Raw genomic sequence first — 14,686 nt, 5'->3', positions numbered from 1 at the left:
TTTGAACGAATACGATAGTTTTTGAACGAATAGGAAAACGGCAGAGTTGATTTGAACAAAGAGGATAATCGAAAAACAGAATGAGGAAGTGAGATATGTGCTTTCCTCTTATCTTTGCAGCCGAAAAACGATATAGGGTCGATTACCTAAACATAAATAACGAAACAATTTATTCCTAACAATTAACTCAAAACAATTAAAGACTCAATGAAAAAGAACAGTATTCTATTGATGTTGATGGCATTGTTTATGTCAGTGACATCTTTCGCCCAAGGACTGATGGGAACTGTGATTGACGAAAACGGCGAACCTGTTATCGGTGCCACCGTTACCGACAAGAGTAACGCAAAGAATGCAGCCATCACAGATTTCGATGGTCGCTTTACGATGAACGTCAATGTGGGACAGATCATCGTCATCTCCTATATCGGCTACGATACACAGGAGTTGGCTGCTAAGAATGGCATGGTCGTCAGACTGCAGCCCGACAATAAGGTGCTCGATGAGGTGGTTGTGGTTGGCTATGGTGTACAGAAGAAGAGTTCTGTGACAGGAGCTATCTCACAAGTGAAGCCCGAGGATATGGAGAACCGAACCATCTCCAATGCCCAGCAGGCCTTGCAGGGTAAGACCTCCGGTGTGCAGATCATCTCGACATCGGCAGCTCCTGGCTCATCACCGACCGTACGTGTACGTGGATACTCTTCTAATAAGAGCTCCGAACCCCTCTATGTGGTCGATGGCGTACGCCTGAGTGATATCAGCGGTATCGACCCCGCCACCATCGCCTCGATGGAGATCCTGAAGGATGCCGCATCGGCCGCCATCTATGGTGCTGAGGCAGGTAATGGTGTCGTACTCATCACCACCAAGAAGGGTAAGGCAGGACAAGGTAGGATCGCCTATGATTTCATGTGGACGGACGAGAGCCTCGCTCGTATTCCGAAGATGCTGAATGCCGAGGAGTACAAGCAGTACATGACCGAGGGCAACCTCTTCACGAAAGACTATATGGATGCCAACTGGGACGGAAAGACTGATACCAGGTGGACTGATGTCGCCTTCAACCACGGGCATATGCAGAAGCATAACCTGTCGTTCACTGGCGGTAATGATCGCGGTAACTATTACCTGGCTCTCTCGTACCTTAATAATAATGGTATCGTTAAGGGCGATGCCGACACCTACAAGCGACTGACCGCCACCATCAACGGCGAGTATAATATCAAGGATTGGCTGAAGGTAGGTACGACCAACCAGATAGAAAAGTACGATGTTCGTCAGGTATCATCGAACAACGAGTATGGCTCACTGCTGACCGCCGTGCTGATGATGGATCCTCTGACGCCCAATACCTATGGCAGTACACTGCCATCTAACTATCAAGTCTATCAGGCCATGGGCAAGACCTTCATGCAGGATGAGAATGGCAACTACTACGGTATCTCTCCGTTCTACAACGGTGAGCAGTATCACCCGATGATCATGCGTGACAATGGCCTGAGTAAGAACGGGGGCTTCAACGTGACGGGATCTATCTATGGCGACTTCACGCTGATTCCTAACCTGACGGTCACTTCGCGTTTCGGCTATCGCCTGAACGGTGCCCGCTCTTCCTCTACGAGTCTGCCTTTCTATGGCAATGCCGTACAGAGTCGCGACTATGTGAGTCAGAACAACACGTCTTCTACCACGATCTACTATCAGTGGGAGAACTTCGCCAACTACATGCAGACCTTCGGCAACCACACCGTGACAGCCATGGTCGGTGTATCCTTCCAGGATTCATCTTACGACTATGTGACTGGCGGCCTCGAGGCCAACGGCGAGGATGCCCTGAAGAAGAATCATCCGCTGTTCTACTATCTGAACTATGCCAATCCCTCGGCCACGAAGAGTGTCAGTGGTGAGACCACCAGCAGTACAAAGTTCTCCTACTTCGGTCGTCTGGGCTACGACTTCCTCGGCCGTTATATGCTGAACGCGTCGCTCCGTGCTGATGCTGCCGACCTCTCGAAGCTCTCTCCGAAGAAGCGCTGGGGTTACTTCCCCGCCGTGTCAGTAGGATGGACCATCAGTGAGGAGAAATTCTTCCAACCTCTGAGGAAGGCCTTCGACAGCTTGAAGTTCCGAGCCAGTTGGGGACAGAACGGTAGTCTCTCCGCACTCAGCGGCTACAGCTACAGCACAGACATCGCCTTGGGCGGTCTCTATGCCTTCACACCTGGTATCCAGTATACGCAGGCCGCAGCTCCCTCGACCATGGGTAACGAGGACCTGAAGTGGGAGACCTCCGAGCAGCTGAACTTCGGCTTCGACGGCATCCTGCTGGGCGGTCGCATGACCTTCGGTGTCGACTACTACATCAAGAAGACCAAGGACCTGTTGGTATGGAACACCACCCCCTCACTGATTATCGGTGGTGCCACATCGCCTATCAACGCAGGTAACGTGGAGAATAAAGGCTTCGAGTTCGAACTGGGATGGAGAGACCGTATCGGCGACTTCAGCTATGGCATCCGTGCGAACCTCTCTACGCTCTCCAACAAGGTGACCTATATCGACCCCTCTATCACCCGTCTGGCTGGTAGCACCTTCCATACCTATACCATTACCTATTTCGAGCAGGGCTATCCCGTGTACTATTTCCGTGGCTTCGAGTTCGATAAGATCAATCCTGAGACGGGCGACCCGATGTTCAAGGATATCACAGGCGATGGTGTGGTTAACAACGACGACCTGACCGATATCGGCAATGCCATCCCCGACATCACTTATGGTGTCACTCTCACGGCTGCCTACAAGGGCCTCGACCTGACGGTCTTCGGCACTGGTTCGCATGGTAATAAGATCTTCAACTGTATCAACCGTCCTGACTATGCCACCTCGAATAAGATGAAGAAGGTGATGTATGATGACCGTTGGACGCCCTCGAACACCAATGGTACCAAGCCCCGTGCTGGTGCCAACGACCTCGACAAGTACGTAGACTCCAGTGCCATGATCTACGATGGAAGCTACTTTAAGATCAAACAGATACAGCTCGGCTATACACTGCCCAAGAGTCTGCTCGGTAAGGTGGGTGTCAGCCATGTCCGTGTATATGGATCTCTCGACGATTTCTTCACCTTCTCAGGCTATCCAGGCTTCGATCCTGAAGCCGCAACCAACGCCACCACTGGTATGGGTGTGGATAAGGGTGCCTATCCGACATCTAAGAAGGTAGTCCTCGGCTTTAACATCGAGTTCTAAGAAAAGGCAAAAAAGGAAATAAGTAAAAAGGAAAATAGTTATGAAAAAGAACATTTTATATATCGCGTTGCTGGGCGGCTTGTCGCTGATGAACGTCAGTTGCGAGAGCGAGCTCGACATCGAGAAGCACGGCAATATGGGTAGCATGGACACATACTATACCACAGACGAGAACATAAATACCGCTACTGCCTCCCTGTATCTGGAGGCGAAATCGAACTACTACAACTGGTTCTTCGTAAAGAACCTGCTCTCCGACGATATATGGTGCGGCGGCGGCCAGCGAGGTGACAACGGTGAGATGGAGAAACTCAACGAGTATAGCTTCGACTCCAACCACGGCATGATCGAGAGTCTCTACTCTGGTCTCTATGGCATCATCTACAAGGCCAACCTCATCATCGATAAGACCGAGGGCGACACCCCAGTCATGAAACGCGCCATCAACGAGGCCAAGGTGTTCCGTGCCCTCGGGCACTTCGAACTCGTCACCCTCTGGGGTACGGCTCCGAAGGTGGACCATCTGCTCGCTGCCGATGAGTATCGTCAGGCTAACGGTATTGCTGCCGACACCTGGGCCTTTATTGAGCAGGATCTCACGGAGGCCATCAACTCAGGAACCCTACCATCCAAGAGCGATGCGAATGATCAGGAGACAGGTATCCGTGTCACCAAGGAACTGGCTCAGGCTCTTCTAGGTAAGGCTTATCTCTTCCAAGGTAAGAACAGTGAGGCGGCTATCATGCTCGACAACGTGATCAGCTCTAACAAGTATGCCCTGTTCGCTGGCGAGTACGATGACCAGTTCCATGCAGCCGCCAACAACAACTGTGAGTCGCTCTTCGAACTGCAGAAGCGCAACGACCCCGAGCAGTTGTGGAACTCCTTCGATATGGTGTACATCATGCAGGGCTGGCGCACCAGCGAGCTCTCCTATGGTGGTGAGTCCATCATGAAGCTTGCCATCGGTAACTATGGCTTCAGCAATCCCCGTAAGTCGCTCTACGAAGCCTTTGTGGCATGGGAGGGTGCCGACGGCTACCGCCTCGGCAAGACCATCATGAACTACGACCAGCTCAAGGCCTTTGGAGTGCAGGTACAGTCAGGCAAGTCTGTCTATGGCAACGAGGGATACTTCTTCTGGAAGAACCAGGCATTCAGAGAGGACTGTATCATGGATATGTCGTACTTCCAGATCGGACAGTACATCGACCTCAAGGTGATGCGCTATGCCGAGGTGCTGCTGTTGGCAGCCGAGGCTAATCTGCAGGCCGGCAACACAAGCAAGGCTCTTGAGTATATCAATATGGTCCGTGCCCGCGCCAAGGAGACGCCTCTGACAACGGTCACCCTCAACGATATCAAGACCGAGAAGCGTCTGGAGCTCTGCAACGAGGGTGTGCGCTATCAGGACCTTGTGCGCTGGGGCGATGCCAAGACGGCGCTGGGCGAGCAGGGCAAGCAGGTACCGGCCTTCACGGTCAGCGGTGTGCAATGGAACTGGCAGAACACCAAGTATGGCTTCCAGGATAAGAACATGCTCCTGCCCATTCCTCTGAAAGAGCTCGAACTGAATCCGAACATGCATCAGAACACAGGCTGGTAAATGAATCGTCAGACACAGAGATACGGGGATGCAGAGAAAAAACTCTGTTGCTCTGTACCTCTGTGTTGAAATTATTTGTATATTTGCGCCAATCAATATCTTAAAGAAATCATCTCATCATGAAAAAGTTATTCTTTCTCGCTGCCTTCTGCCTGATGGGCATGGCAGCCAAAGCTCAGCAGAACCTAAGTTGGGGACAGGGACCGCAGGTGGCCTCGCCCGTGGTGAATGCTGACAACTCCGTGACCTTCAATCTGATTGCCCCCGAGGCCCAGAAGGTGCAGATCACGGGCGACTTCCTGCCTGCAAAGAAAGTGGAATTCGGCGGTAACTCCTACGAGACGCCTGGTGTTGTCGATCTGGTGAAGGACGACAAGGGTGTGTGGAGCTTCACCTCTGAGCCCTTGAAGCCGGAACTCTACACCTATAATATGTTGGTCGACGGTGTGAAGATCATCGATCCGCTGAACGTCTACAACATCCGCGACATCAACAACCTGTTCAGTGTGCTGCTCATTGGTGGAGAAGGCCGCGCCGATCTGTATAAGGTCAACAAGGTGGCTCACGGCACTGTGAGCAAGGTGTGGTACGAGAGTCCTACAGCCAGACTGACGCGCCGCCTCACGGTCTACACCCCTGCCGGCTACGAGACCAGCGGCAAGGAGTATCCCGTACTCTACCTGTTGCATGGCATCGGTGGCGACGAGAACGCCTGGAGCGAACTGGGGCGTGCCACCCAGATACTCGACAACCTCATCGCCCAGGGCAAGGCCGAGCCGATGCTCGTGGTGATGACCAACGGTAACATCTCGCAGGAGGCTTGTCCTGGTGAGACCTCTGAGGGCTTCCGTGTGCCTACGATGATGCTCCCCAAGACGATGGAGGGCTCGTTCGAGACGGCCTTTCCTGATGTGGTGAACTTCATCGAGAAGACCTACCGTGTGAAGAAGGACAAGTCTCACCGTGCCATCGCTGGTCTGTCGATGGGTGGTTTCCATAGTCTCTTCGTCTCGATCAACAATCCCGATATGTTTGGTTATATCGGCCTGTTCTCTGCTGCCGTGGATCAGCAGCAGAACGGTCAGGGCGGCTTCCCTAATATCTATGCCGACCGCAACCAGAAGATCGACAACCTCTTCAGCAAGAAGCCCAACCTCTTCTGGATCGGTATCGGTAAGACCGACTTCCTGATCAAGAACAACAACGACCTGCGTGCCTATCTCGACTCGAAAGGGCATAAGTACACCTACCTCGAGACCGATGGTGGTCATATCTGGCGCAACTGGCGTATCTATCTTTCAGAATTCACTCCCTTATTGTTTAAGTAACATGAAGAAAACCGCTTTATTTCTCGCCACAGCCATCGTCGCAGTGGGCTGTGCCACAGCCGACAAGTCGGCCCCCAAGAACAAGATCAACCAGGAAGAGGTGATGGCCAGGATGTCGCTCGAAGACAAGGCCCACTTCGTCATAGGCACTGGCATGGCCGGCTTCTCTGGCAATGATGCCGTGATCGGTGCCACACGCAGTCTTGTACCTGGTGCCGCTGGTACCACCTATCCGCTCGACTCACTGGGCATCCCTGCCATCGTACTGGCCGACGGTCCTGCCGGACTCCGTATCGATGCCACTCGCGAGGGTGACTCAGCGACCTACTACTGCACCCATTTCCCCATCGGCACCCTGCTCGCCTCGACATGGAATACCCAACTCGTCGAGGCGGTTGGTCAAGCCATCGGCGAGGAGGTGAAGGCATATGGCGCCGACGTGCTGCTGGCTCCTGCCCTCAATATCATGCGCAATCCGCTCTGTGGTCGTAACTTCGAGTACTACTCCGAGGATCCTGTGGTGGCTGGTAAGACGGCTGCCGCCTATATCACGGGCGTGCAGAAGAACGACGTGGGCACGAGCATCAAGCACTTCGCGGCAAACAATCAGGAGACCAATCGCATGAACAACGATGCACGTATCTCTCAGCGAGCTCTCCGCGAGATCTACCTCAAGGGCTTCGAGATCGCCATTAAGGAGAGCGAGCCCTGGACGGTGATGACCTCGTATAACTATATCAATGGTGTCTATAGCTCAGAGAGCAAGGACCTCGTGCAGACCATCCTCCGCGATGAGTGGGGCTACAAGGGAACGGTGATGACCGACTGGTTTGGTGGTAAGGACGGTGCCCGTCAGATGTGGGCTGGTAACGATATGCTGCAGCCAGGTAAGCAGGAGCAGTTCGATAGCATCGTGGCTGGCGTAAAGAGCGGCAAGCTCGCTGAGGCCGACCTCGACCGCAGCGTCCAGCGCACACTTAGTCTCGTCGAGAAGAGTCCTCGCTTCCAGGGTTATCAGTACACCAACAAGCCCGACCTGAAGGCTCATGCCGAGGTGACGCGCCAGAGTGCTGCCGAGGGTATGGTGCTGATGAAGAACAACGGCATCCTACCATTAGAGAGTTCAAAGATCAACGTGGCTCTCTATGGCAACACCTCCTACGACTTCATCGCTGGTGGCACGGGTTCTGGTAATGTGAACCATGCCTATGTGGTGTCTCTGCTCGACGGACTGAAGAACGGTGGCTATACCGTCTCCGACGAACTGAAGAACGCTTACGCCACCTATGCCGACGACTGTAAGAAGGCCATCGAGGCCGAGATCGAGGCGGCCTCCAAGAAAGATCCCAAGAACGCCATGCTGTTGCGCTTCATGCCTCGTCCGCTACCTGCCGAGAAGCTCTTCTCTGTCGACGAGCTGACCAAGCAGGCCGAGGCTTCCGACGTGGCGGTGATCACGCTGGGACGTATCTCTGGCGAGTTTGTGGATCGTAAGGTGTCCGACTTCAACCTCAGTCCCTCTGAGCGCAAGCTCATCGAACAGGTGTGCGAGGTCTATCACAAGGCCAATAAGCAGGTCGTGGTGCTGCTGAATATCGGTGGTGTCATCGAGACTGCCTCGTGGAAGGATCTGCCTGACGCCATCCTCTGTGCTTGGCAGGCTGGTCAGGAGGGCGGCAACAGTGTGGTCGACGTGCTCAGTGGCCGTCAGTCGCCAAGCGGAAAGTTCACCATGACCTGGCCCGTGAACTTCACCGATGTCTACTCATCGAAGAACTTCCCCATCGACCAGGATCCTCGTATCGACATGATGAACCAGGGACAGAAGAGTACTAACGTCCGCAATGTCGACTATACCGACTATGAGGAGGATGTCTATGTGGGCTATCGCTATTTCGACTCGTTCGACGTGCTCGTATCCTATCCCTTCGGTTTCGGTCTCTCATACACCACCTTCGATTACGCTGATGCCAGTTGTATGACCGACGACGATGCCATCACCGTTAAGGTCACCGTCAAGAACACGGGCGCTCACGAGGGCAAGGAGGTGGTAGAGCTCTACGTCTCTGCTCCTGACAACAAGACCAACAACAAGCCCGTCAAGGAGCTCAAGGCCTATGGCAAGACGAAGAGCCTGAAGCCAGGAGAGAGCGATACGCTGACCCTCCGTGTGAAGACGGCCGATCTCGCCTCGTTCGATGAGGCTGCCTCGGCTTGGGTCGTTGCCGAGGGCGAGTATCAGTTGCTTGTTGGTGCCTCGTCGCAAGATATCAAGGCTACCCTTACTGCCAAGGTCAAGGCCCAGCAGACGAAGGTCAACGATGTCATGAAACCTCAGACACAGCTCCATCTGCTGAAGCGATAATCCGCAGAGCAGCGATATCCATACAAATCCCAGACGGTCTTACATGATGACCGTCTGGGATTTTCTCCGTTTGTCCTAAAAAAGTGCCGAAAAAAGCGTTCGTCCGAAGTCGTGAACTAGAAAAAACGAGGGGGACTTTTAGTGCCTTTTTCCCCTGTTCGGCGTAGAGATGAGGGCAACTTTAGGTAGGGGTGCCTTCTAACAGTCAAAGGGATGGTCTCCACGACCATAAGGAATGGCACTTACGAGAGAAAGGGATAATCCCTTATAGGGTATAGAGATAATCTCTTACACTCGTAAACCCTATCTCCACGACTCATAAGGCCTATCTCCTTGACTGTAAAATCCTACCTCTTTCTTGTGTAGTCGTAATTGCCTTATTATCAGTCAATTATCGAAATTGCTCAAAACTCGCGCCTACGCCCCACATTCCCATGCTCCTGATCACCACGCGAGTTATAAGCGGTCGTTTGTAAAGAAAAGTCGCCATGGGCCCTATGGGACTCCCTTCGACAGGCTCAGGGACCGCGGTGGGGCCGTGGAGGTGTGTCACACTCGTTAGCCTCTCTCTTAGCTTGTCGTGCCCAGACTTCTAGGGCGTTATGATTATTTAACACAAGGACGTGCAGGAATTGCCGCTTGTCTGTGTTATAGTAGCAGAAACATTCCTAAAAGTATCAGATATGAAAAAGAATCTATTTGCAATCCTGGCCGCTGCGGCTTTGGCTGTATTGATGCTGTCGTGCTCCTCGTCGGACATAGAGAATTTTGGAGAGTTAAAAGCGCCGGTGGCAACCATTAACATGTTGGAAGAGGACACCCGCATCGTATTGACTGAAGCGCAGCAGGTATTCGTCAACGACAACAACCGTTTTACTCTTAACTTCCTGAAAGCAGCGAACGAGGCTGATCAGAGCGGCAAGAGTTTCATCTACTCGCCACTCAGCATCACCTATGCATTGGGAATGGTAAACGATGCCGCCGTAGGTGAGACAGAGAAGGAGATCGAGCAGACCTTAGGCTTCCTTCAGGGAGGTTCCAAGGCTGTGAACGAGTTCTGCAAGAACCTGATCGACAATCTGCCAAAGGTGGATAATAAGGTGACGCTGAACATCGCCAACGCCCTCTTCCTGAACAAGCAATACACGCTGAAGAAGCAGTTCGAGGAGGATCTAAAGGACTATTATGATGCCAAGGCCGAGGTACTCGACTTTAGCGCATCCCAACAGTCGGCTGCCGTTATCAACAAATGGTGTAATGACAAGACCAAGGGTATGATTCCTGAGATAATTGAAGCAACAGCCCCTAATGCGGTGTCGTATCTGTTGAATGCTATCTACTTCAAGGCCGACTGGGCTTCGAAGTTTGACGAGAAGAACACCAAGGAAGAGGACTTCGCCAGTCTAAATGGCAATCTCACGCTGCCCTTGATGCACCAGAAAGTGCTGATAAGATATCACAAAGATGATGTCTATTCTTCGATTAAGATGCCTTACGGCAAAGGCTCGTGGGAGATGACCGTGATGCTGCCAGAGGAAGGGAAGACAACAGACGACGTGATTAAGCGCGTGAACCAGTACGCTTCGGAGGGGCGCGACTTCTGTGGTACGGATACTTATTCTCCCTATGAAGTCGATCTGAAGTTGCCTAGGTTCGAGACATCATCAGATACCGATAACCTGGATGGAAAGCTTAATCAGCTGATGCGTAAGTTGGGCGTCAATCTAGCTTTCAATGCCGATCTCTCGCAGATACCTAATATGTGCGAAGATAGGAATCTTTTTATAGGTACGATGCGGCAGAAGGCAAAGATCAAGGTCAGCGAAGAGGGATCGGAGGCTGCGGCAGTCACGATAGCTGGTATGTTTACTAGCGCTATTGGTCCGTCAGATCCCCCCGAGTATCCCAAGGCAATCTTCCATGCCAATAAGCCTTTCGTCTATGTGATACGTGAAGTTTCAACAGGCATCATCCTGTTCGTGGGTAAGTTTACTGGCGAGTAGATGAGTCTTTGATTGGTGTTGATAAGGTATAAGAGGATGTGTCAAGAATGACACATCCTCTTATACCTATATCTGATATGTTCCTTCTATCCGTACGGTGGCTTTTCCTCCGAAGAGAACCTTTCCGTTGACGTACTTCAGTTTGACGGCATTGAAGATGCGATCATCGCCACCCTGCTCGATGGTGACAGGCTGACCGTCCCAGAGGTGCTCGCTCAGCAGATAGTTGGCAAAGGCACTGTTGCCAGAGCCTGTGGCAGGGTCTTCGAGGTAGCCGAACCTTGGCGCGAAGACTCGTGAATGGGCGAAGGCCGAAGCATCGGCCGTCTGCTTGGAGAAGAGAAGGATGATATCGATGTCGTTTCCTTCACAGAAGGTCTTCAGACGGTTCACATCTGGGTAGACCGAGATCTCTGTCGCCAGGTCTTTGACGGGTACGATAAGCGTCCGCAATCCTGCGTCAATGATTCGTATGGGCAAGTCCTTGCGGATGCTGTTGTCAGGCAGTTCCAGGATATCTTCCAGTTGTCCTGTCGTGAGTTCCGTTGGATGCTCAATGGGGGCTGGGGCACTGATGTAGACGGCATCTTCTTCTTTGATGGCGTTATACACCTCGATTATTCCCTTGCGGTTGGTCTCTACGGTGACTACGGGCTTCGACATCAGTTCGGGGGTGTCCTTGACCAACGAATACATGGTGGCGATGGTTCCATGGCCGCAGAAGTCGACCTCACACTCTGATGAGTAGTAGGTCAGTTTGGCATCTGCTTTATCAGAATGTCCGCAGAACACCATCTCCATCACGAACCCTTTGTGCTCGCTGGCAATCGTTTGCATCTGTTCGCCTGTCATGGTCGCGTCGCCCAGGAACAGGCATGCTGCTGGGTTGCCAAGCGAATCCCCAGTCGTGAAAGCGTTACTCTTGATGTACTTGTATGCTTTCATCTTATAATGCTCATATCGTCTTGATGGTTTTCTGTAGATCTTCCAGGAAGCGGGCTGCGTGTCCGCCATCCATCTGCACATGATGGAACTGGAACGAGATGGGGAGTGTGGTCTTCAGCAGGCGGTGCCTGTATCTGCCCCAGGCCAGAAAGGGATTGTTGAAGACATTACTGTATTGATTGACGATGCAGTCGAGTTCTGTGGCTACCAACGTGGAGGTTCCTACTATCATCATGTCGTCGCGAAAGGAGCTCGTACATGTCTCACTGGCCAATCGTGTCATGCTCAGATAATCGGTATTGAACTGTTCCAGATCGTCAGTATAGGGAATGTCGCACGAGTTGATGTCTCCTTCCTTGTTGTCGACGATCACGTTGATGGCAAGGCTGTCAAATTTATAGAGCCTCCCCAGCAATCCTGCCTCCTGCTCGTCTGTCTGGGTTTTCTCAGGCAAGAGGTAGAACTCCTTGATTCTGCTGGCTGTCTTGCCGATACACCAGCATAGGAGCACGTTGAACTTGATGCCCCTTTGTTTGCTGACCTTATAGAGACGTGTCACGTCGAAGGTCTTGGTAAGCGTCACCATCGGCATGGGTGATTTCATCCAAAGCTCGAAGGCCTTCGCACGAGACGTCTCCTGCGGGTTTACTTCTTGTTTCATACTGATCTTATATGGTTATCCATGTCAGTTTCCGCCAGAGCCCCTCTAATGGGCCACGAGGATGATTCTTAAACCAATAACGGCAGAAAAGGTATTGGCAGATGACCATGCTCAGGCCGATGATCACAGCATAGGTGGTACCGAGTCGTCGATAGCAGGCCAGACCATAACCACAGAAGATGGCACAGCCGATGATGGACTGCAGCAGATAGTTGGTAAGACTCATTCGGCCGAAGATGCAGAGGTGATGAAGTACGCGGCGCACACCTCCGAAAGCATACCAGGCAGAGACCACTGCCGAGACAATCATCAGCAGGATCAAAAGACTGTAGATGGGGGTGGCCCACAAGGAAAGTGCTCCGAAGTCGATGAAGCTTAGGCTGACGACGATAAGCGTCGAAGCACAAAGGACCATGTGCCAGATGCGTAAGTTGTGTCCCTCGTTGTAGAACAACCTCTGTCGACCAAGTTGCATGCCGAGGATAAAGAGACAGAGGAGCTGTGTCAGACGTCCGCTGAAGACATTGAATCTGAAATTCACCTCAAACCCGTATCGGAGGTTGGTGATGGTGTTCTCCAGAAACGAGCCATGTTCGTGCATGCTGTTGATACGACTATACAGTTCCCACATGGTGGAATGATCAATCGTACGACCAGTCAGCAGACAGAAGAGCTCCACGGGTTGGATGGCTAATAATACAAGGATGCACCAGACGACTCGCGATGGCAGATAGCTGATAGGGATGAGCAACAGACCATATAACGCATAGAGCATCAGAATGTCGCCATCGTAGAAGGCCAAGTTGATGAGGCCGATGCCAAACAGCAGGCACATACGCCAGGCAAAGCGACCAGAGAACGAGCGCCCCTTTTGCTGCTGGTTGTCGTTCATGATGAAGAAACTCAGTCCGAAGAGCATGGCGAAGATGCCATACATCTTACCAGAGAGCAGCCATGCCAGCACATCGGCCACCTGCTGGTCGCAGGGCAGAGTGTGGGCTATCGACTCCATGGTAAAGATGTTGAAGTGCTCAACAGAATGATACAGGATGATACCAGCCACAGCGATTCCCCTTAGGGCATCGGCCACATCGATTCGGGTATTGGGGAGATGACGAGTTGTATACATGGGATAAATAACGTATCTATAGCATCAGATGACTACTGCCGTTCCGCTAGTAGACACCATGAGCATCGAACCGTTGCTCCCGATGGTCTCGTAATCGATATCAATTCCTACAACAGCATTGGCGCCTATAACCTGGGCACGCTCCATCATCTCTTTTAATGATGTGTCTTTTGCCTCGCGCAGCACTTGTTCGTAACTGGCAGAGCGTCCGCCTACGACATCGCGGATGCCTGCAAAGAAGTCTTTGACGATGTTAGCACCAATAATGGTCTCGCCTGTCACCAAACCTTTATACTCTCGGATTGTGTGACCTTCAATGGTTGGGGTTGTTGTAAGTATCATAATTGTTATCGTTTTAAGATCTTTATTTATATGACGTGACAAAGATACGAAAAAGTTGCATAACTCCGCATGATTTGCTTCCGCCTTCTTATCTTCTCCGGTGATTTTATTTCGGTTCGACATGGACGGAGATGTGAGTGCTTTCTCCATAATGCTGTCTGAGAAGAGCTTCTACCTCGGAGGCTTTGTCGTGGGCCTCGCTTAGGGGGATGTCGCCGTCCATAAGGATATGTAGTTCGATGGCATAGTGATTACCGAGCCGACGTGTGCACAGATCATGAGGCTCTGCCACACCAGGTACGGATGCTGCGAGTTGTAGGATCTCTTGTTCCACCTCGTCGGGTAGTGATTGCTCCATCAGGTCGCCGATGCCATTACGTAACAGGTCTGTTGCCACCTTTATTATAAATAGTCCAACGATGACTGAGGCTACAGGATCGAGAACCGTCCACCGCCGACCGAGGAAGATAGCACCGCCAATGCCGACGGCAGTACCTATTGACGAGAGCGCGTCGCTGCGATGATGCCAGGCATTGGCCTCCAGGGCCTGTGAGTTTAATAGTTTGGCTTCTATCATCGAATAGCGGTAGACGGCCTCCTTTAATACGACAGACAAAAGGGCTGCCCAGAGTGCCAGCATGTCGGGAGCATCCAACTGCTGACCGCCCATCCATGCCCCAATCTTCACCATGCCGCTATAGACGATGCCTATTGCCACGACGAGCAAAGCGACACCGATGAGGGTCATCGCCAGGGTCTCGTACTTGCCGTGACCATAGTCGTGTGACTTGTCCTTGGGCTTGCCGCTGATGCGGACAAAGACGAGTACTATGATGTCCGTTACGAAATCACTGAGCGAGTGGACGGCGTCGGCAACCATCGCGGCACTATGCCCCATGATGCCCGCCACGAACTTAAAGAGCAACAGGACAATATTTACTGCCCCACCTATCAGGGTGACCTTATAGATTTCCTTGTTTCTTTCCATCTTTTCTTTTCGCATACAAAAATACGCCATTAATTCGAGAAATCATCTAAATGTCTTCGGAAAATGA

10 protein-coding genes are annotated in these 14,686 nt (G+C 52.0%); 5 read left to right on the top strand and 5 right to left on the bottom strand.

The genetic code is table 11. The features are described 5' to 3' along the window. Positions 1 to 207: 207 nt before the first annotated feature. From BMY63_RS11240 to BMY63_RS11220, 5 genes are all read left to right on the top strand, one after another. Positions 208 to 3,252, top strand: coding sequence for a SusC/RagA family TonB-linked outer membrane protein (locus BMY63_RS11240; RefSeq protein WP_256219008.1), 3,045 nt, complete (start codon positions 208 to 210; stop codon positions 3,250 to 3,252). Positions 3,253 to 3,292: 40 nt separating this feature from the next. Continuing rightward, positions 3,293 to 4,858: a RagB/SusD family nutrient uptake outer membrane protein gene (locus BMY63_RS11235; RefSeq protein WP_091916864.1), complete on the top strand. Its 1,566-nt coding sequence runs from the start codon at positions 3,293 to 3,295 to the stop codon at positions 4,856 to 4,858. A 119-nt stretch (positions 4,859 to 4,977) separates the two neighbouring features. Further along, positions 4,978 to 6,186, top strand: coding sequence for an esterase (locus tag BMY63_RS11230; RefSeq protein ID WP_091916862.1), 1,209 nt, complete (start codon positions 4,978 to 4,980; stop codon positions 6,184 to 6,186). 1 nt (position 6,187) lies between these two features. Beyond that, the gene (locus BMY63_RS11225) at positions 6,188 to 8,551 is read left to right on the top strand and encodes a beta-glucosidase family protein (RefSeq protein WP_091916860.1); all 2,364 of its coding nucleotides are present in this window, start codon (positions 6,188 to 6,190) and stop codon (positions 8,549 to 8,551) included. A 683-nt stretch (positions 8,552 to 9,234) separates the two neighbouring features. Further along, positions 9,235 to 10,554, top strand: a complete 1,320-nt coding sequence (locus BMY63_RS11220; RefSeq protein WP_091916858.1) for a serpin family protein — start codon at positions 9,235 to 9,237, stop codon at positions 10,552 to 10,554. A gap of 66 nt (positions 10,555 to 10,620) precedes the next feature. Here BMY63_RS11220 and BMY63_RS11215 read toward each other — a convergent pair whose 3' ends face one another. The 5 genes from BMY63_RS11215 to BMY63_RS11195 all read right to left on the bottom strand — a co-directional run bounded on the left by BMY63_RS11215 (position 10,621) and on the right by BMY63_RS11195 (position 14,634). After that, positions 10,621 to 11,499: a PhzF family phenazine biosynthesis protein gene (locus BMY63_RS11215; protein WP_091916856.1), complete on the bottom strand. Its 879-nt coding sequence runs from the start codon at positions 11,497 to 11,499 to the stop codon at positions 10,621 to 10,623. Positions 11,500 to 11,509: 10 nt separating this feature from the next. Then, complete coding sequence (locus tag BMY63_RS11210) at positions 11,510 to 12,160, bottom strand: CatA-like O-acetyltransferase, family 2 (RefSeq protein ID WP_091916854.1); 651 nt, start codon at positions 12,158 to 12,160, stop codon at positions 11,510 to 11,512. 7 nt (positions 12,161 to 12,167) lie between these two features. Continuing rightward, positions 12,168 to 13,289 (bottom strand): DUF418 domain-containing protein, encoded by a 1,122-nt coding sequence (locus BMY63_RS11205; RefSeq protein WP_091916852.1) that lies wholly within the window; start codon positions 13,287 to 13,289, stop codon positions 12,168 to 12,170. A 24-nt stretch (positions 13,290 to 13,313) separates the two neighbouring features. Continuing rightward, complete coding sequence (locus BMY63_RS11200) at positions 13,314 to 13,631, bottom strand: heavy metal-binding domain-containing protein (protein WP_091900389.1); 318 nt, start codon at positions 13,629 to 13,631, stop codon at positions 13,314 to 13,316. Positions 13,632 to 13,737: 106 nt separating this feature from the next. Continuing rightward, entirely contained in the window at positions 13,738 to 14,634 is an 897-nt protein-coding gene (locus BMY63_RS11195) for a cation diffusion facilitator family transporter (protein ID WP_371113588.1), read from the bottom strand. Positions 14,635 to 14,686: the final 52 nt, after the last annotated feature.

This window comes from Prevotella aff. ruminicola Tc2-24, from assembly GCF_900110895.1.
Lineage (GTDB): Bacteria > Bacteroidota > Bacteroidia > Bacteroidales > Bacteroidaceae > Prevotella.
Note: the sequence above shows the minus strand (reverse complement) of the source record. Positions and strands in the feature narration are given on the sequence as shown.